We start from the raw sequence: 17,970 nt of genomic DNA on the forward strand, positions 1-17,970 counted from the left end.
GGTCACGTCGAGGTGGGGGTCCTGCCCAGGTACCGCTCGAGCCATCCGGCGAGCGTCCCGAGTCGGATGGCCGCCGCTCGTCGGTGTCGGCGCCCGAAGGGTGCCCGGGCGATGGCCCAGCCGGATGCCAGGAGGTGGCGGACGACGTCGCGCACCTGCCACCGTGCACCCTGCGCACGGTGCTTGTCGACGAGCACACGGTCCCACCGGGCGTAGTGCCGGTTGTTGCGGAACAATCCCGCCGTGTCACGTCGCAGGCGGTACTGCACCGCTGCACCCGGCTCGAACCGGGTCGGGTACCCGGCGTACGCCGCCCGCCAGCCGAGGTCGATGTCCTCGGCCGCACCGAGGGTGATGTCGAACCCGCCTGTCTCCTCGAGCACGGTCCGGCGCATGCCGAGGTTCGCCGCGGACAGGTGCGGGAGGTGGCCGAAGCGCACGACCGGCCACGCCTGTTCCGGTGTCTCCCACATCCACGCTTCGTTGAGGGCGTCGTGGAGCAGGGGCCCGGTGCAGACCCCTGCGCGTTCGAGCCCGCGGACCATCCCGTCGATCCACGTGTCCGACACGACGTCGTCGGCGTCGCAGAACAGGACCACGTCGGTGTCGAGCGCCCGCCATCCGGCGTTGCGGGCAGCGCTCGCCCCGCGCACGGCGGAGGAGTCGATCGCCACGACGCTCCAGCCCTCGGGCCAGTCGACCGTGTCGACCAGCGCCTCGACCCGTTCGACCGGCTCGCCGTTGCAGCTCACGACCACGGACACCGGCCCCGGTCGTGTCTGCCGTGCGAGCGCCGCGAACTGCGGGCCGAGCTCGACCGTGGTGCGCTGCCCGACCGGGATCACGACGCCGATGGTCGTCGCCGGTCCGGACAGGCTCATCGTCCGGCTCCGTGCAGCGCGTCCGCCGTCCGACCGACGAGCGCAGCAGCCATGGCGATGCCGGCCGCAGCGGTCATCCCGGTGGCGTGGACGTCGCCCACGAGGATCCCACCGGCGAGCCCCGCAGAGCGGCCGCACTCGAGGTCGGACTCCCGGTCGCCGACGATCCAGGACCCGGCACGGCGGATACCGAACCGGTCGGCGGCAGCGAGCACCATCCCCGGCCCGGGTTTGCGCCACGGATCGTCGTCGCCCGGCATCCGGGCACTCGCGATGACGACGTCGAGGTCGGCACCACGTGCCTGCATCGCTCGGCGGATGTGGTCGTTGACGGCGTCGAAGCCCGACCAGTCGTACCACCCTCTCGCCACGCCGCTCTGGTTCGTCACGACGACGATCGGCGTCCCGGCCCGCCACGCGGCCGCCGCTGCGTCGATCGCAGCGGGCAGCAGGGTCGTGCGGTCGAGCGAACCGACGTGGCCGTCGTCGACGATGAGGACGCCGTCGCGGTCGAGGAAGAGGGCGTCCGCACCGTCCAGCGGACGCTCGGTCCACCGCTGGACGGAACGGAACGGGTCACGCGACACGGACACGGGTGCCCTCCTCGGAGAACCGGAACGGCACGACGCGGTGCGCCCCGACGTCCTCGACGAAGCCGGCACGGCGTTCCGGCGGCACGACGAAGAGCATGTGCCCACCACCCCCGGCACCGAGGAGCTTGCCACCCGTCGCGCCGAGTCGTCGGCCGTGTTCGTAGAGGTCGACCACGGGGCTGGCGGTCGCACCGAGGACCTGGGCCTTGAGCGTCCAGGCCTCGTGCAACGCAGCTCCGAACGAGTCGATGCGACCGGCGACGAGTTCGTCGTGCATCGCCCGGGCCATCTCGACCATCCGTGTCACCCGTGCACGCGACCCCCCGGGTCGTGCGATGGTCCGGGACTGGTGGGACAGCTGCGTCCCCGCATCACGACCGATCAAGGTGTCGACGAGCACGAGCGATGCCTGGAGTTCCGAGTGCGCCGCCGCCGGCATGTCGACCCTCGTGGTGCTCGTCGTCCCGTCGGTGCCGAAGTCGTACCGACGGAGCCCGCCGTGCGCGGATGCCGTCTGGTCCTGCAGACCCACCGAACGTCCGCACCGGACCATCTCGATCTCGCTGGCGGTCGCGGCCAGCTCCGCCGGGTCGAGTTCGACGCCGCGCAGCGCGGCGAGCGCCGCGACCAGGCTGGTGACGACGGCGCCCGAGGTGCCGAGACCGGTGCCGGAACTGCGGACGTCGGAGTGGATCGACACGTCGAGCGGGGTCCTGGGGTCGTCGTTGAGCAGTGCTTCGCGCACGAAGTCGTGCTCGATCCCGGACGGGACGTCCGCCGTCTGCACACCGTCCGTGACGACACGGACGCCCCCACGCGCGCGCGGCCGGAGGACGGTCTCGACGGCGAGGTCGATCGTGGTGCTGACGACACAGCCGGGCTGCTCGGAGAAGTACGCGGGGAGGTCGCTCCCGCCCCCGAAGAAGGACACCCGGAGCGGGGACCGCGCGATGATCACGAGCTGGCGTCCTGCACGCCGGCGACGAACGCGCGGGTGAGGGCGTGGTGGTAGGCGACGTGGAAGTCCTCGATCACGTCGATGTCGCTCGACGGGACGACGGCCGCGGTCTCGACGAGGTCGAGGATCGGCGGCAGCCCGCGCATCGCACCGGTGAACCCGACCGTGATCGCACCGCGGTCACGTGCGAACTCGAGCGCTCGGATGACGTTCGGCGATGCGCCGGACGCACTCAACCCGAACACCACGTCGCCGGCACGGAGCAGGACTCGGAGCTGCTCGAGGAACACGTCGTCGTGGTCGAAGTCGTTGCCGACCGCGGTCATCATGGCGGCGTTGTCCGTGAGGGCGAGGATCCGCAGCCGGTCGGGCACCGGTGCGAGCGGATCTGCCTGTCGGGTGGGAGCGAGGCTCTTCGCCAGGTCGGCCGCCATGTGACTCGCGAGCGCCGCGCAGGCGCCGTTGCCGAACACGAAGACCGTCCGGCCGTCGCGGTGGGCGTCGACGAGGACGTCCGCGATGCGCGTGAGGTCCTCGACCGGGAACCGACGGGCGAAGCGGTCGACCTCAGCCGAGTACGCGTCGATGATCGCCGTGGTGCGGTGGCCGGCTGCTGTGGTGCTGGTGGTCATGTCAGTCCTTCGTTCGGGATCGTGACCAGCATACCTATTGCACATGCTGAATATCAATACCAGATCGCACCGCTGCCGCGAACGCATCCGCGTACCCGCTCGGAGAGCCGGTCTCGTGCCAGTCCCCGAGGACCTCGGCCGTCTGGACCCCGCCTGCCCGGGCGACGTCAGCCAGGGCCGCGCTGAGGTACACCTCACCGTCGGTCGACGGCCGGGTCGCCCGGAGCGCCTCGAGGACCTCGGCGGTCACGACGTAGCCCCCCACCGAGGCGAGCCCGTCGACCGGCGGGTCTGCCGGCTTCTCGACGAGCTCGCACACCGAGCCGTCCGACCCGACGCGGGCCACGCCACAGCGGCGGAGGGCATCGCGCGGGACACGGACGACGGCGATCGTCGGCCGACCGGTCTCCCGGTGTCGCTCGAGGACGCTCGCCGTGCGGTTCACGCCGAACACCACCTCGTCTCCCCACAGCACGACGAAGGGCTCGACCCCGATCCGGGCCGCGGCGGACAGGATCGCACCACCGTTGCCGGGACCCGCGTCCTGCGGACACAGTTCCAGCACGACCCCGCGGGCGCGGAGCTCCCCCTGGAGCACGTTCGTCACGTAGTCGTTCAACGCGGCCTTGTCCGGACGGGTGACGATCACCACCCGCTCGATCCCGGCGTCGACGAGCTCATCGAGCACGATGTCGAGCGTCGGTCGGGTTCCGAGCGGCAGGAGTTCCTTCGGGACCGCCTGCGTGAGGCGGCCGAGCCTGGTGCCCCGTCCGGCTGCGGGGATGACCGCGGTGCGGACGAGCGGGACGGGGAGGGTGTCTCCGAGCCGAGATGTCATCTGGTGCTGCCTTCCTGAGCGGCGAGTCCGACGAGCGGGCGCGGTCGGCCGGGACGACGGCGCAGTCGCCGCCGGACGGCCGGGAACGTCCACGCCACGAGCACCGCGACGGCGGCTCCGCCCGCACCCGGGACGAGCACGCTCAGCACCGACCCCGTCGCCGCGACCGCGCGGACGAGTTCGGCGACCAGGGCTGCAGCGAGCGACGCGGCCGCGGCCGGCACGGCAGGGACCAGCAGATCGTGCAGGCGCATGCCCGTTCCACGCGTCGACACGAGGAACGCAGGGATCACGAGCACGACCGACGCGACGGCGAAGGCAGCGGCGATCCCGCCGACACCCCAAGCCGTCCCGACGAACAGCGCACCGAGGACGACCGGTTGCGAGACGAGGGCCCACCGGACCTGCCGCCCTGCACGGCCGCTCGCGACGAAGTACCAGACCGCGGTGAAGCCCAGCGCCTGCGCTCCACCGGCGACGGCGAGGAACGGCAGGAGCTCGGAGGAGGCGACCCACGCCACGCCGAACAGCAACCGCACGACCGGCTCGGCGAGCACCCCGAGCACCGCCAGGACGGGCCACGCAAGCAGGGTCACGGTCCCGACGAGCTGCCGGTACCGGCGCCGGAGGTCCTCGCCGGACGCCGCGGCGAGCACCGGGACGGCGACGCGGTGCACTGCCGCGCCGATCTGGTCGAGCGGGAGGGCCATCAGTTGCATCGCCTGCACGTAGAGCCCCGCGGCGCCCGGTCCGAAGAACACGGTCACGAGGACGCGGTCACCGGCGCGTGCGACGAGCGAGACCGCCTGGACGAGCGAGACGTCCAGGGCCGTCCCCGCCATCGATCGAATCGATGCCCACCGCGCCGACGCGCCACGCGGGACGCCGTGCAGCGCGACGACGCCGACCGCGACCACCACCCACAGCGTGACGACCTGCGCGATCAGCGCGACCGCTCCGACGCCGGCCGCACCGAGGGCGATCGCGGCTGCGGCTCCGGCCACCACGGCGGCCGACTCCACGGCGACGACCCGGCCCATCCGGTGTCGACGGACCATGCCCGCGATCGGCACCGCGACGAAGCCGGCGAGCGGGAACGCCCCGCTGATCGCCAGGAGCAGGACACCGTACGGTGCCTCCGGAGCCGCCCAGAGGACCAGGCAACCGGCGAGGGCGACAGCGGCGCCGAGGACGACGCCGACGAGGGTGCTCGAGCGGTGCAGCGCCACCAGGACCGGGGCCGACGGGTCCACCGAGCGCAGGACCACGGCGGCGAACCCACCGTTCCGGACGAGCTCCAGGACGATCGCGAGCGCGAGCACCGCCGCGGCAGTGCCGTAGGCATCCGGGCCGAGCAGGCGCGCCACGACGACGTTCGCTGCGATCTGCACGACGGCACGGACCGCCGTGCCGCCGAGGCTGAGCAGCCCACTCCGCAGGATCATCACGTATTCAACATATCATACGACAGGGGAACGTCGCGCTCCTTACCCGACTCACAGGCTGCCGATGGGGCGGTCATCGAGGCACTGCCTACGTTCTCCTCGTCGGCCCCGCCGTGCGATCCGCGCGGCCGGTGACCCCAGCCGGCCACCACCGAGGAGAACCATGTTCCTGACCTACCTCAGGCGCGAACTCACGAACCGCAAGAAGCAGACCGTCATCATCGCGATCGGCATGGCCCTGGCCATCGCCCTCGTGGTCATCGTGTCCTCGATCGCGGGTGGCGTGAAGGCGGCGCAGGCGAGCGTGCTGCAGTCCGTGTACGGCGTCGGCACCGACATCACCGTCACGAAGACGGAGACCCCGACCGGTTCGAGCACCGGTCGGCCGAGCTTCGACTTCGGCAGTCAGGGCAGCGGCAGTGGCTCGACCGACCTGTCGCAGTCCCGCCTCGCCGTGTCCCGCGGGTCGAGCACGCTGAGCACCGCCGACGTGCAGACCGTCAGGAGCACCAGCGGGGTCAAGGCCGCCACGGGCGTCCTGACGCTGGAGAACAGCACGTTCTCGGGTCAGGTCCAGCAACAGCAGTCCGACAGCGGCTCGAGCGGCAGCGGCAGCACCTCGACGCAGCAGGGACCGCCGAGCGGCGGAACCGAGGGCGGCGGCTTCGGCGGCGGCTCGTTCAGTGTCGACTCCTTCACCGTCACGGGCATCCCGGTGTCCGGCGACGCCGTCGGACCGCTCACGAGCACCGAGCTCGCGACCGGCCGGACCTTCACGGCGAAGGACGCCGGGAAGGACGTCGTGGTGCTCGACGCCAGCTACGCCAAGAGCGAGTCGAAGGCCGTCGGGGACACCCTGTCGATCGGGGGGAAGGACTTCACGGTCATCGGGACCGTCTCGTCGACCGGCTCGTCCTCGACCACCGGTTCGAACACGTACATCCCGCTCGACACCGCGCAGACCCTGTCCGACAACGCGGGCAAGGTCACGTCCGTCTACGTCTCCGCCGAGTCCTCGTCCGACGTGAGCGCCGTCAAGTCGGCGCTGCAGAAGCAGCTCACGAGCGCAACGGTGTCCACCGAGGCCGACCTCGCGTCGAGCGTGTCCGGTTCGCTGAGCACCGCGTCCAACCTCGTGTCGAACCTCGGCACCTGGCTGTCGATCGTCGTGCTCGCCGCGGCGTTCCTCATCGCGATCCTCTTCACCATCTCCGGCGTCACCCGACGCACGCGTGAGTTCGGCACCCTGAAGGCGATCGGCTGGTCGAACGGCCGCATCACCCGGCAGGTCGCGGGCGAGTCCCTCGTGCAGGGCCTGATCGGCGGGGTGATCGGTGCGGCCGCCGGCCTCATCGGCATCCTGGTGGTGAACGTCATCGCCCCCACGATCTCGGCGAGCGCCTCGAGCACGACGAACCGCGGTGGCGCCGGCGGCGGGATGCCCGGTGGTGCGGCGACCGCGGCGGCCGGCAGCGGCACGACGGGCGCGGCCCCGGCCGGCGGGTTCGGCGGCGGCGCGAGCACCGCGTCCACCACCGACGTCGTGCTGCACGCCCCGGTGACGGTCGAGGTGATCCTGCTCGCGATCGGCCTGGCGATCCTCGGCGGGCTCATCGCCGGTGCCCTGGGCGGCTGGCGTGCGAGCCGCCTCCGTCCCGCCGAGGCCCTGCGGAGCGTGGCCTGATGCCCGGGCCCGCCACGGGGACGACCCCGACCAGCGCACCGACCACCGGACCGACCAGCGCACAGACGCCCGCACCGAACCCCGACGACGCCGTCCCGACGACAGGAGCCACCGTGACCAGCACCGAGACCGCACCCGCCGAGGCGGAGGCGACCCGCGCCTCCAGTCCGATCTACCGCCTGCGGGACGTGAGCAAGACGTACCGGCAGAAGAACCGGACCGTCACCGCGCTGACGAACGTCGACCTGACGATCCCGCAGGGCCAGCTCGTCGCGATCCAGGGTCCGACCGGCGGCGGCAAGTCGACGCTGCTGCAGATGCTCGGCGCGCTGGACCGGCCGAGCGCCGGGTCGGTCCTGCTCGGCGAACGGGACGTCGCGAAGCTCGGCGACCGTGCGCTCACCAACCTGCGGGCGACCGAGATCGGCTTCGTGTTCCAGAGCTTCAACCTCATCCCGACGTTGACGGCGCTCGAGAACGTGGAGACCGCGTTCGCCGGGGCACTCGCCAACCGGTCCCGGGCGGAGATCCGCTCCCGGTCGACGGCAGCGCTGCAGGAGGTCGGGCTCGGCGAACGTCTCGACCACCTGCCCGCGGAGCTCTCCGGTGGGCAGCAGCAGCGCGTGGCGATCGCGCGGGCGCTGGTGAAGAACCCGAGCGTGCTGCTCGCGGACGAGCCGACGGGGGCGCTCGACGAGGGCACCCGCGACGAGATCATGGGCCTCATCGAGAAGCAGTGGAAGGAACGCGGGCTCACGGTCGTGATCGTCACGCACGACTCGTGGGTGGCGAAGCGGGCCGAGCGGCGGCTGCACCTCAAGCAGGGGCAGGTGCGCGAGGCGTAGGCCGGCGTGCCGAGCCGAGCCTCGGCCCGTCGGACACCGTCGCGGTCCTCGACCCGCGATCTCGTCCGCCGAGCCGAGCCTCGGCGTCAGCCGCCCACCGGGTAGTCGCAGTAGGCGAACCAGGTCGAGTCCGGCGACCACGGCGGCACGTTGACCGTCCCCTGACCGCCCTCCAGCGTGACGAGGGTCTCCGGCACCGGCATGATCCGGGCGCCGCGCACGAGGACCCCGGGCAGCAGCCGGAGCTCCACCCGGTGGTCGGCCGGGTGGCCCTGCACGCCGGGCCCGTACGACAGGTACAGCAGGTGCGCGCCGTCCGGTGAGACGTGCGGGAACCAGTTCACCCGGTCGTCGTTCGTGATCCGGACCGGGTCCGTCGCGCCCGGCCAGAGCGAGACCAGCTGCGCGGTGCCGGGCGTGAAGCGCTCCGAGTTCCACACGAGCACGTCGCCCGCGAACGAGACACCGTCGTCGGGGTGCTCGTCCCGTGTCAGGAACGTCGGGTCACCGGTCGCCGGGTCGACGAGTGCGACGTCCGTCGTCCAGACACCGTCCTCGGTGCGTTCCCCCACGATCGCCGCCAACGTGCCGTCCGCCGCGATGCCGTGCAGGTAGAACTTCCGGACGACCGGCAGGGCGGTGGTCACGTCGGTCATGGTCGCCGCCGCTCCCCCGGCCGGCAGTGGGACCCGGTACAGGTCTCCGTCGCGAGCGCTCACCACCACGGAGTTGCCCGAGGGATCGAGCACGTGGTCGTTGTTGATCTCGGGCACGCCGGGCATCGGCACCCGCTCGAGCGCGGACTCGTCGAGGACGGTGTCGTCCTCCGGGAGCCGCAGCAACCACAGGTCACCGTCCCCGTTGAGCACGAGGGTGCGCTCGTCGTGGACGTTCGGTGCCTCGACGAGCACCGACGACGACTCGAAGACGAGCCGGCTCGTCCGTGCCGCGACGTCGTACACGTGCACCCGGCTGGTCTGTCCCGGCAGCAGCTGCCGTCCGCGTGTCTCGCTCATGCGTCCATCCTGCCCGCCGACACGGTCCGAGTCTCGGTGCGGACGCAGCGAGACTCGGACTGGCCGACACCTCTCGGGCGGATCACCACGAGAACTGTCGCCCAGCCCGAGTCTCGGAGGCAACGGGCCACCAGGCGCGACCGACCCCTACTTCACCGCACCCGCGGTCAGACCGGCCACGAACTGGCGCTGCACGATGAGGAACGCGATGACCACGGGGATCGACACCACGAGGGACGCCGCCATGATCTGGTTCCAGTACACGTTCGTCTGCGTGGAGTACTGCTGCAGCCCGACCGCGAGCGTCTGCCCGTTGCCGTTCGTCATCACCGAGGCGAAGAGGACCTCGCCCCACGCCGTCATGAACGAGTAGATGCCGACCGCCACCAGACCCGGACGGGCCGAGGGCAGGATCACCCGGAACAGCGCACCCATCGGACCCGAGCCGTCGACCATCGCGGCCTCGTCGAGCTCCCGCGGGATGGTCTCGAAGTAGCCCGCGAGCATCCAGATCGAGAACGGGAGCGTGAACGTCAGGTAGGTGATGATCAGGCCGGTCCAGCTCCCGACGAGCTGGATGCCGAGGGCGTTCCCGAGGTTCGTGAAGATGAGGAACAGCGGGAGCAGGAACAGCACGCCGGGGAACATCTGGGTGGAGAGCACCGCGGTGGTGAAGGTGCTCTTGCCCTTGAAGTTCCAGCGCGAGACACCGTAGGCGGCGAACGTCGCGATGATCAGCGAGAACACCGTCGCGACCGTGCACACCACGAGCGAGTTGATGAAGTACTGCCCGAGCGGGACCGTCGTCCACATGTCGATGAACGGCTGGAAGGTGATGTTCGTCGGGATCCACGTGAAGTCGTTCTGCACGTCGCCGAGCGGCTTGATCGCCGTGGTGATCATCACGTAGAGCGGGACGACCGTGAACAGGGTCAGGATGACCAGGGTCACGACCTTGAAGGACTTGGCGCCGAATGTCTCACGCACGGACGGACCTCCGGTTGGTCACGGCGAGGTAGATGCCGGTGACGATGAGCAGGAAGACGAGGAGCAGGACGCTCATCGCGGCACCGGAGCCGAAGTTCCAGGTGATGAAGGACGCGTTGTAGATGTGGAAGCTCAGCAGGTCCGCCGCCGGGGGCTGTGCGGTCGACCCGAACAGCACGAACGGCGTGTTGAAGTCGTTGAACGTCCAGAGGAACATCACGAGCACGAGCGTCACGTTGACCGGACGCACCATCGGCAGCGTGATCGAACGCCACTGGCGGAAGGGCTTCGCACCGTCGACCGAGGCGGCCTCGTACACGTCGTTCGGCACGGACTGCAGCCCGGCCATGAGCATCAGGAACGCGAACGGCCAGGTCTTCCAGATCGCCACGACGACGACCGAGACGAAGGCGTTCGAGCCGATGAGCCAGAACGGGCCGGTGCCGTTGAACAGGTGCAGCTGGTCCACGAGGATGTGGTTGATCGCACCGGAGTCACGCTGGAACATGAACTTCCAGGTGATGATGCCGGCGTACATCGGCAGCGCGTACGGCACGAGGAAGAGCGTGCGGAACAGGCCGCGGCCCTTGAACGGCTTCTGCAGCGCGACCGCGGCGGCCATGCCGAAGGTCCACGAGAGCCCGACCACGAGGACCGTGAAGCCGCACGTGATGAGGAACGAGTTCAGGACGCCCTTGCCGATCGCCTGGTCGAAGTCGACGACCACCGAGTAGTTGCGGAAGCCGGCGAACGGCGCAGCGCCCCAGTTGGCGATGAAGTACTTGGTGAGCTGGATGAACGAGATCCAGATGCCGGTGAGCATCGGCACGATGTGGATCAGCAGCTCGAAGAGGATGGCCGGCGCGACGAGCGCGTAGGGCAGCCAGTGGGTCTTGCGCTTGCGACCTGGCGGACGGCCCGACATCGTCGGGGCCTTCGTGTGCGTCAGGTCGATGCGCTCGGAGTCGGGCAGGACCGAGGTGGACATGGGCGGGGGCCTTTCGGCAGGAAGGGATCGGGTGCTTCGCGCCGGTCCGTGGCAGCGGACGGGAGGCACGGCATGCGTGAGCCGATCGGCTCACCGCCGACGCGTGGTCGGCTCTGGAGGTGAGGGGTGGAGGCCCGGGGGCGTCCTGCGGACGCACCCCGGGCCTCCAGGCCGGATCAGCCGTTCGCCTGGGACACCTGGTCCTGGGCGGTCTGGAGCGCGGTCTTGATGTCGCTGTCGGACACCGTGCCGCCGGTGGCGATCTTGGCGAACATGTCGTTCATCGCCTTGCCGACCGTGGACTCGAACTGGTCCTCGGCGGGCACCAGCGGGAGCGGCTTCGCCTTGTTGTTGTAGATGTCGAGGAACGTCTTCGTCTGCTCGTCGGTGACCGAGTCAGCAGCGGAGGCGAGCACCGGCAGGGCCGAGTACGGCTTGTCGAGCGTGGCCTGCGTGTCCTCGCTCGTCATGTACTTGACGAACTTGAGCGCGCCGTCCTTGTTCTTCGTGTTCTTGAAGATCGACAGGTTGATGCCGGCCGGGAAGGACGCGATGTCCTCGCCGCCCTTCGGTGCCGGGAAGGGCACCACGCCGAAGTCGTCAGCGGACATGCCGTTCGACGTGATCGTCGAGTTCGCGTTGTTCTGCGTCAGCATCATCGCGGCCTTCTTGTTCGCGAAGTCCGAGACGGCCTGCGTGCCGTTGTCGTACTGCGCGTTCGAGGTGTTGACGACCTTGTCGGACTGCATCAGGTCGAGGTAGCGCTTGATGCCGTCGACGTTGGCGCTCGACGTGAAGGTCGGCTTGCCGCTCTTGCTGAACCACTCGCCGCCGTTCTGCGCCGAGTTGATGAACGCGAAGTGCGCGTTCTCGGTGTACGACCCACCGGCGATGGTGAAGCCGTACTTGCCGCCGGAGGTGAGCTTCTTCGCGTCGGAGACGAGGTCCTCCCACGTCGTCGGCGCCTCGATGCCGGCGTCCTTGAACATCTGCTTGTTGTAGTAGAGGCCGTAGGCGAGACCGTAGAGCGGGACGCTCGTGACGGTCTTGCCGGGCGCACCACCGGTGGAGAGCGCGACCTTGCCGAACTTGTCGGCGCCGCCGATCGCCTTCATCTCCGAGTCACCGAACTCCTGGAAGGCGCCGGTGGCCTGGAGCGAGGTCGCCCAGGTGTTGCCGATGTTGACGACGTCCGGGCCCTGGCCCGAGGTGACGGCGGTCTGGATCTTGTTCTGCAGGTCGTTCCAGCCGATGACCTGGAGGTTGACCTTGATCCCGGTCTCCTTGGTGAACTTCTTGAGGACGGGGGTCAGCACCTCCTTGTCGTTCTGGAGCGACGTGCCCTGGTTGGACGCCCAGTAGGTGAGCGTCTTGGAGTCGCCGGACGAACCGGACCCTCCGGAGGAGCAGGCTGCGAGGCCGGTCACGGTGAGTGCCGCGGCCGCGGTGATGGCCAGTGCGCGGATGGCAGTGCGCATGACTCTCTACTTTCTCGTCGTTGAGATGGGGCAGGGGTGGTGCTGTTCGGGTGCTGCTGTGTTCGCGGCCGGCCGGCCCGTCCGTCAGGACAGGGTCGACGCCGCGGGGTCCCAACCCTCGGGGAGGGTCGGGGAGGGTGCGACGGAGCTCTCGACGAGCACCGCCTCACCACGTTCTGCTGCCTCGGCGATGGAGACCATCACGTCGAGGACGTGGAAGGCGAGGGCACCGGGGACCCGGTTCTCCTCGGCCGCGCGGAGGGAGCGGGCCAGGTCGACCACGCCGGTGCCGCGCGAGTAGGTGGAGCCGACGGCGGGGATCGTCTCGGGCTCCTCGGCGCCGAGCGCGTACAGCTCGGTGTCGCCGTCGAAGTTGTTCGGGTCGGGGAAGACGACCGTGCCGGTCTCGCCCGCGATCTCCACGAAGCCGGTGCGGCCACGGTCGGACTCGAACGAGAAGACGCTCTGCGCGCTCCCGCCGTTCTCGAACTCGATGAGCGCCGAGTGGTTCGTGGGGACCTCGACCGGGAACTCGGTGCCGGCCTTCGGGCCCGAACCGATGGTGCGGGTGGCACGGGACTTCGACGCGGTCGCGGTGACCTTCTTGACCGGACCGAACGCCTGCACGAGCGTCGTGATGTAGTACGGGCCGATGTCGAAGAGCGGGCCGGCGCCGTACGCGAACAGGAACTCGGGGCTCGGGTGCCACGACTCCGGTCCCGGGCTCTGGAACAGCGTCAGCCCGTTGAGGGGCGTCCCGATGCGGCCGTCGCGGATCGTGCGGAGCGCGGTCTGCAGGCCGGCGCCGAGGAACGTGTCCGGGGCGACGCTGACGGTCTTGCCGGCGGCGACGGCGGCGTCGCGGAGCTGCGCGGCGCTCTCGCGGTCGAGGGCGTAGGGCTTCTCGCCCCACACGTGCTTGCCGGCGGCGAGGGCCTGCAGCGCGACCTCGACGTGGGCGGCCGGGATGGTCAGGTTGACGACGATCTCGATGTCGTCGTCGGCGAGGAGCTCCTCGACCGAGCCGGACGCGGCGACGCCCCACTTCTCGGCCTGCGACGCTGCACGGGGCAGGTCGATGTCGGCGATGAAGCGGACCTCGACGTCGGGGAAGACGGTGAGGTTGCCGAGGTACTGGTCCGAGATGACCCCGGCGCCGATGACGCCGACGCCGACCGGGCCGGTGCGTCGGGCGCCGTCGGTGGTCTGCTGCGTGGCGGTGGTGGTGTCGGTCATGCGCGGGCCCCCTGGAGGAACGTGTAGGAATCGGTGACGGCCTGGAAGACGTCGCCCTCGTGGTCGTCGAGCTCGACGACCCACTGGGCGTCCGGTGCGGCGCCGGTGATGGCGGCGATCGGCATGATGCCGTCGCCGACCGCGACCTGCTTCTTGTCGTCGTGCGAGCCGTCGCCGTCCTTGACGTGCAGGAACTGGACCTTGTCGCCGTACTTGCCGATGATCGCGACCGGGTCGTCGCCGCCGACCTGCACCCAGTACGTGTCGAGTTCGAGCACGACGTCGTCGGAGAGCGCGTCCGCGAAGACCTCGTAGGCGCTGACGCCGTCGATGCGGTTCGAGAACTCGAACGCGTGGTTGTGGTAGCCGAGGGTGAGACCGTGGTCGGCCGCCCGCGGGGCGAGGGCACTGAGTTCGCGGGCGATCGCCTCGACGTCCTCGCGCGTGGTCCAGCGGGCCTCGTCGATGTGCGGGTCGATCAGTGTGCCGAGGCCGACCGTGACGCTGGCGTGGAAGATCTGCTCGAGGTCCTGCTCACCGGCGTCCAGCAGGCGGGCGTGGCCGCTCGGGCTCTGCAGGCCGGCAGCCGCGAGGGCATCGCGCAGGGCCTCGGCGCGGTCGACGAAGCCGAAGGCCTCGACGTTCGTGTAGCCGATGTCGGCGATGCGCTGCAGCGTGCCGGGCAGATCGGCAGCGAGGGCGTCGCGGACTGTGTAGAGCTGGACCGAGAGCGGTTGGGTCACCAGGGGTTCTCCTCGTCGAGATGGTGCGGTCGACATCGACCGAGCGTCACACTACGAGCACTTCTGTCGGCGGTCAAGCAGAAGTTCGAGGAATGTCGACGGACTTCATTGCGTGCCGCGTTCGATGTGTGCTTCACTCCCCACATGGTCGACTTGACTCGGACGGCAGCGTCGCCGCCGGTCGGGACGAGCGAGCTCTTCCAGATCCTCCGCGACGGCGTGCCGCGGACCCGGGCCGAGCTCGCCGCACTGACAGGGCTCGCACGCTCGACGATCGGCGTGCGCCTCGATGCCCTCATCGAGGTCGGACTCGTCGGACCGGTGGACACCGCAGCCTCCACCGGCGGACGCCCACCCGCACAGGTGGCACTGGTCCCGCGCGCCCGGCTCGTGATCGCCGCGGACCTCGGCGCCTCGCACGGCCGCGTCGCCGTCACCGACCTCGTCGCCGCACCGCTCGCCACCCGCGAGGCCCGCATCGACATCGCCGCCGGCCCCGTCCCCACGCTCACCTGGCTCGTCGAGACGATCGACACCCTGCTCGACGAGGTCGGCCGCGCCCGTGACGACGTCATCGCGATCGGCATCGGCGTGCCCGGCCCGGTCGAGTTCTCCACCGGACGTCCGGCGAACCCGCCGATCATGCCCGGCTGGGACGGCTTCGACGTGCCCGGCTGGCTGCGGAACCACATCGCGGCCCACATCCTCCTCGACAACGACGTCAACATCGCCGCGCTCGGCGAACGGGAGCACGGATGGCCGGACGTCGACCACCTGCTGTTCGTGAAGGTCGCCACCGGCATCGGCTCGGGCATCGTCTCGGACGGCGAGCTCCAGCGCGGTGCGCAGGGCACCGCGGGCGACATCGGGCACGTCCGGGTCTCCCGCGCCGGAGACGTCCCGTGCCACTGCGGCAACACCGGCTGCCTCGAAGCCGTGGCGTCCGGGCCGGCCATCGCCCGCGCACTCCGAGAGAAGGGGCACGACGTGCAGACCGGAGCCGACGTCCTCGAGCTCGTGAACCGGTCCGACCTCGACGCCATCCAGGCCGTCCGTCAGGCCGGGCGGGACATCGGCGAGGTCCTGGCGACCTGCGTCTCCCTGATGAACCCGTCCGTGATCACCCTCGGCGGGTCGATCACCCAGGCCGGGGAGCACCTGCTCGCCGGCGTCCGTGAGGTCGTCTACTCCCGCTCGATGCCCCTGGCGACCGAACACCTCGTCATCGCGCAGTCCCGAGCGGGTTCGCACGCTGCCCTGCAGGGCGCGGCCGCCCTCGCGATCGGGTACGCGCTCTCCCCCGCCGGGGTCGACGAACTCGTGACGTACGCCGAGGGTCGTCAGCTGGTGTCCTAGCGCACCGTCCCAATACCGGGGAATCGTCCCGGTGCGTCGGTCTCGTCGCGTCGGCACCGTCCCGGTGCGTCGGTTTCGCCGCGTCGGCACCGTCCCGGTGCGTCGGTTTCGCCGCGTCGGTCGTCGGGGAGACAATCGTCTGGTGACGATCGTGCAGCCCACCCTGTGGGGCGACCTGGACCCGGGCCTGGAGGAAGAACCCGTCCCCGGCACGCCCGTTGCGGTCACGCACGCACCGGCTCCCGACCGCGCGGCCCACGACACGTTCACCGTCCTGCGCGGGCACACGGAACGCATCGTCGCGCACTCGTCCGACCGCGTCGCCTGGCTCCGCGCCCGCGCGATGGGGATCACCGCCACCGACGTCGCCCGGCTCGCGTCGTTGCGCGCCGTCGACGCCGTCGTCACCGACAAGCGGTACGGCTCCCGGTTCTCCGGCAACACCTACACCGAGCACGGCAAGGAGCGCGAACCGCACATCGCCGCGTGGGTCGCCGCCACGCACGGCATCCAGCCCTCGGCGCACCTGTTCCACGCCGCCGCGAACCGAGCGCACCTGGCGACCCCCGACGGCGTCGGCGTCGACGAGTCCTCCCGGGTGGTCCTCGCCGAGATCAAGACCACCGCGAAGTCCTGGCGGAGCATCCCACGGCACTACCTCCGGCAGGTGTGGTGGCAGCAGTACGTGCTCGGCGCGGACCGGACCCTGTTCGTCTGGGAGCGGCACGACGCGTTCGTGCCGGTGGCCGACGAGCCCGAGTGCCGGTGGGTCGACCGCGACGACGACCAGATCCGCGGCCTCATCCAGCTCGCCGACCTCGTGCTCGACCGGCTCCGCGACTTCCGGAACTGACCCTGCGCGCTACACCGTGACGAGCCGCAGGCGACTCATCCCGATGACGAGCACGCCGAGCAGCACGATCGACACCGCCACGCCCACGCAGTAGAGCGCGACGACGCCGTACCCGAGGTCCGGGTCCAGGAACGGGTACGGCACCCACCCGTCGGTGGCACCGCGCACCAGCACGACCACTGTCCACACCGCGGGGTAGACGAGGAACCACCAGACGTGGCGCAGGAGGAGCTTCGACCGGTCCGAGAACAGCAGCCAGTCGAGCACCGCGTACGCGGGGATGATCTTGTGCAGCAGGTCGTTCGACCACGGCACGCTCGCCGAGACGTCGACGTTCGTGAGCAGCGTGTTGTAGACGATGCCCGTCGTGGCGATGTACACCGTCGCCGCACCACGGAACAGGCTCACCCCGAGGTCACCGCGCTTCCGACGGGCCGCCGCCACGAGCGTGACGGCGAAGGCCACGGCGATGATGATGTTCGACTGGATCGTGAAGTAGCCGAAGAAGTTCCACGGGTTGTAGCTGTCGAGCTTCGAGCTGACCAGCCACTGCCCGACGATCGCGGCGACGACGGCGATGACGGCGATCAGCCGGAGCGAGTTCACGAGGGTGCGCACGGTGCCACGCTAGCGGGACATCACACCGGGGACGCGAAAGGACCCGCACCGAAACGGTGCGGGTCCTTGTCGGAACTGATCCGTGGATCAGATGCTGTTGACGTCCAGCGGGATGCCGGGGCCGAAGGTCGTCGAGACGGCGCCCTTCGTGATGTAGCGGCCCTTCGACGCGCTCGGCTTGAGGCGGTTGACCTCTTCGAGGGCGGTGGCGATGTTCTCGCCGAGCTGCTCCGGCGAGAACGAGGCCTTGCCGACGACGAAGTGCACGTTGGCGTGCTTGTCGACGCGGAACTCGATCTTGCCGCCCTTGATGTCGTTGACGGCCTGCGCCACGTTCGGGGTCACGGTGCCGGTCTTCGGGTTCGGCATGAGGCCACGCGGGCCGAGCACCTTGCCGAGACGACCGACCTTGCCCATGAGCTCCGGCGTCGCGACGGCGGAGTCGAAGGCGGTGTAGCCCTCGGCGACCTTCGCGATGAGCTCGTCGCCACCGACCTCGTCGGCACCGGCGGCGATGGCGGCCTCAGCCGCAGCGCCCACGGCGAAGACGATGACGCGGGCGGTCTTGCCCGTGCCGTGCGGCAGGATGACCGTGCCACGGACCATCTGGTCCGCCTTGCGCGGGTCGACGCCGAGCTTGAGGGCGACCTCGACGGTGGAGTCGGTCTTGGTGGAACCGGTCTCCTTCGCCAGGGCGACGGCCTCGGCGGGGGTGTAGAACTTGTCGGCCTCGATCTTCGCGGCCGCGGCCTGGTAGGCCTTGGACTTCTTCGCCATGGTGTTCTCCTTGGGAGCTACGTGGTTGACGAGCCGGCGCGG

Annotated in this window: 18 protein-coding genes; 4 read left to right on the forward strand and 14 right to left on the reverse strand. The window is 70.3% G+C overall.

The window, feature by feature from the left end; all coding sequences use genetic code 11:
• Positions 1-2: 2 nt before the first annotated feature.
• Genes ACRQ4B_RS14545 through ACRQ4B_RS14570 form a run of 6 tightly spaced genes read right to left on the reverse strand, consistent with a single transcriptional unit; the run spans position 3 to position 5,347 of the window.
• Complete coding sequence (locus ACRQ4B_RS14545; protein WP_439692119.1) at positions 3-881, reverse strand: glycosyltransferase family 2 protein; 879 nt, start codon at positions 879-881, stop codon at positions 3-5.
• Complete coding sequence (locus ACRQ4B_RS14550; RefSeq protein ID WP_439692120.1) at positions 878-1,474, reverse strand: D-glycero-alpha-D-manno-heptose-1,7-bisphosphate 7-phosphatase; 597 nt, start codon at positions 1,472-1,474, stop codon at positions 878-880. Before ACRQ4B_RS14550 ends, ACRQ4B_RS14545 begins: the two co-directional genes overlap by 4 nt.
• Positions 1,458-2,432, reverse strand: coding sequence for a GHMP family kinase ATP-binding protein (locus ACRQ4B_RS14555; RefSeq protein WP_439692121.1), 975 nt, complete (start codon positions 2,430-2,432; stop codon positions 1,458-1,460). The genes ACRQ4B_RS14550 and ACRQ4B_RS14555 overlap by 17 nt, the downstream gene beginning before the upstream one ends.
• Positions 2,429-3,064 (reverse strand): D-sedoheptulose-7-phosphate isomerase, encoded by a 636-nt coding sequence (locus tag ACRQ4B_RS14560; RefSeq protein WP_439692122.1) that lies wholly within the window; start codon positions 3,062-3,064, stop codon positions 2,429-2,431. Before ACRQ4B_RS14560 ends, ACRQ4B_RS14555 begins: the two co-directional genes overlap by 4 nt.
• A gap of 34 nt (positions 3,065-3,098) precedes the next feature.
• The gene (locus ACRQ4B_RS14565; protein ID WP_439692123.1) at positions 3,099-3,902 is read right to left on the reverse strand and encodes a sugar phosphate nucleotidyltransferase; all 804 of its coding nucleotides are present in this window, start codon (positions 3,900-3,902) and stop codon (positions 3,099-3,101) included.
• Complete coding sequence (locus tag ACRQ4B_RS14570) at positions 3,899-5,347, reverse strand: oligosaccharide flippase family protein (RefSeq protein WP_439694408.1); 1,449 nt, start codon at positions 5,345-5,347, stop codon at positions 3,899-3,901. Before ACRQ4B_RS14570 ends, ACRQ4B_RS14565 begins: the two co-directional genes overlap by 4 nt.
• A 163-nt stretch (positions 5,348-5,510) precedes the next feature.
• Here ACRQ4B_RS14570 and ACRQ4B_RS14575 point away from each other — a divergent pair, with 163 nt between their 5' ends.
• Both ACRQ4B_RS14575 and ACRQ4B_RS14580 read left to right on the forward strand, forming a co-directional pair.
• Entirely contained in the window at positions 5,511-7,031 is a 1,521-nt protein-coding gene (locus ACRQ4B_RS14575; protein WP_439692124.1) for an ABC transporter permease, read from the forward strand.
• The gene (locus tag ACRQ4B_RS14580; RefSeq protein WP_439692125.1) at positions 7,031-7,876 is read left to right on the forward strand and encodes an ATP-binding cassette domain-containing protein; all 846 of its coding nucleotides are present in this window, start codon (positions 7,031-7,033) and stop codon (positions 7,874-7,876) included. Before ACRQ4B_RS14575 ends, ACRQ4B_RS14580 begins: the two co-directional genes overlap by 1 nt.
• 86 nt (positions 7,877-7,962) lie before the next feature.
• Here ACRQ4B_RS14580 and ACRQ4B_RS14585 read toward each other — a convergent pair whose 3' ends face one another.
• The 6 genes from ACRQ4B_RS14585 to ACRQ4B_RS14610 form a co-directional block, all read right to left on the reverse strand.
• Complete coding sequence (locus tag ACRQ4B_RS14585; RefSeq protein WP_439692126.1) at positions 7,963-8,892, reverse strand: TolB family protein; 930 nt, start codon at positions 8,890-8,892, stop codon at positions 7,963-7,965.
• A gap of 147 nt (positions 8,893-9,039) precedes the next feature.
• Positions 9,040-9,879, reverse strand: a complete 840-nt coding sequence (locus tag ACRQ4B_RS14590) for a carbohydrate ABC transporter permease (RefSeq protein ID WP_439692127.1) — start codon at positions 9,877-9,879, stop codon at positions 9,040-9,042.
• Positions 9,872-10,867: a carbohydrate ABC transporter permease gene (locus ACRQ4B_RS14595; RefSeq protein ID WP_439692128.1), complete on the reverse strand. Its 996-nt coding sequence runs from the start codon at positions 10,865-10,867 to the stop codon at positions 9,872-9,874. The genes ACRQ4B_RS14590 and ACRQ4B_RS14595 overlap by 8 nt, the downstream gene beginning before the upstream one ends.
• A gap of 176 nt (positions 10,868-11,043) precedes the next feature.
• Positions 11,044-12,345 (reverse strand): ABC transporter substrate-binding protein, encoded by a 1,302-nt coding sequence (locus tag ACRQ4B_RS14600; protein WP_439692129.1) that lies wholly within the window; start codon positions 12,343-12,345, stop codon positions 11,044-11,046.
• Between the two features lie 84 nt (positions 12,346-12,429).
• The gene (locus ACRQ4B_RS14605) at positions 12,430-13,581 is read right to left on the reverse strand and encodes a Gfo/Idh/MocA family protein (protein WP_439692130.1); all 1,152 of its coding nucleotides are present in this window, start codon (positions 13,579-13,581) and stop codon (positions 12,430-12,432) included.
• Positions 13,578-14,324 (reverse strand): sugar phosphate isomerase/epimerase family protein, encoded by a 747-nt coding sequence (locus ACRQ4B_RS14610; RefSeq protein ID WP_439692131.1) that lies wholly within the window; start codon positions 14,322-14,324, stop codon positions 13,578-13,580. The genes ACRQ4B_RS14605 and ACRQ4B_RS14610 overlap by 4 nt, the downstream gene beginning before the upstream one ends.
• Positions 14,325-14,468: 144 nt before the next feature.
• Here ACRQ4B_RS14610 and ACRQ4B_RS14615 point away from each other — a divergent pair, with 144 nt between their 5' ends.
• Both ACRQ4B_RS14615 and ACRQ4B_RS14620 read left to right on the forward strand, forming a co-directional pair.
• Positions 14,469-15,680 carry an ROK family protein gene (locus ACRQ4B_RS14615; protein WP_439692132.1) on the forward strand — a complete coding sequence of 404 codons (1,212 nt, stop codon included), beginning with the start codon at positions 14,469-14,471 and terminating at the stop codon, positions 15,678-15,680.
• 142 nt (positions 15,681-15,822) lie between these two features.
• Complete coding sequence (locus ACRQ4B_RS14620; RefSeq protein WP_439692133.1) at positions 15,823-16,533, forward strand: YqaJ viral recombinase family protein; 711 nt, start codon at positions 15,823-15,825, stop codon at positions 16,531-16,533.
• A 9-nt stretch (positions 16,534-16,542) separates the two neighbouring features.
• On the opposite strand, the gene ACRQ4B_RS14625 is transcribed toward ACRQ4B_RS14620, so the two are convergent.
• On the reverse strand, positions 16,543-17,151 hold the full coding sequence (locus tag ACRQ4B_RS14625; protein WP_439692134.1) for a Pr6Pr family membrane protein: 609 nt from the start codon (positions 17,149-17,151) through the stop codon (positions 16,543-16,545).
• Positions 17,152-17,238: 87 nt separating this feature from the next.
• Positions 17,239-17,928: a 50S ribosomal protein L1 gene (gene rplA, locus ACRQ4B_RS14630; RefSeq protein ID WP_439692135.1), complete on the reverse strand. Its 690-nt coding sequence runs from the start codon at positions 17,926-17,928 to the stop codon at positions 17,239-17,241.
• Positions 17,929-17,970: the final 42 nt, after the last annotated feature.

It is taken from the genome of Curtobacterium sp. SP.BCo, from assembly GCF_051903265.1.
Lineage (GTDB): Bacteria > Actinomycetota > Actinomycetes > Actinomycetales > Microbacteriaceae > Curtobacterium.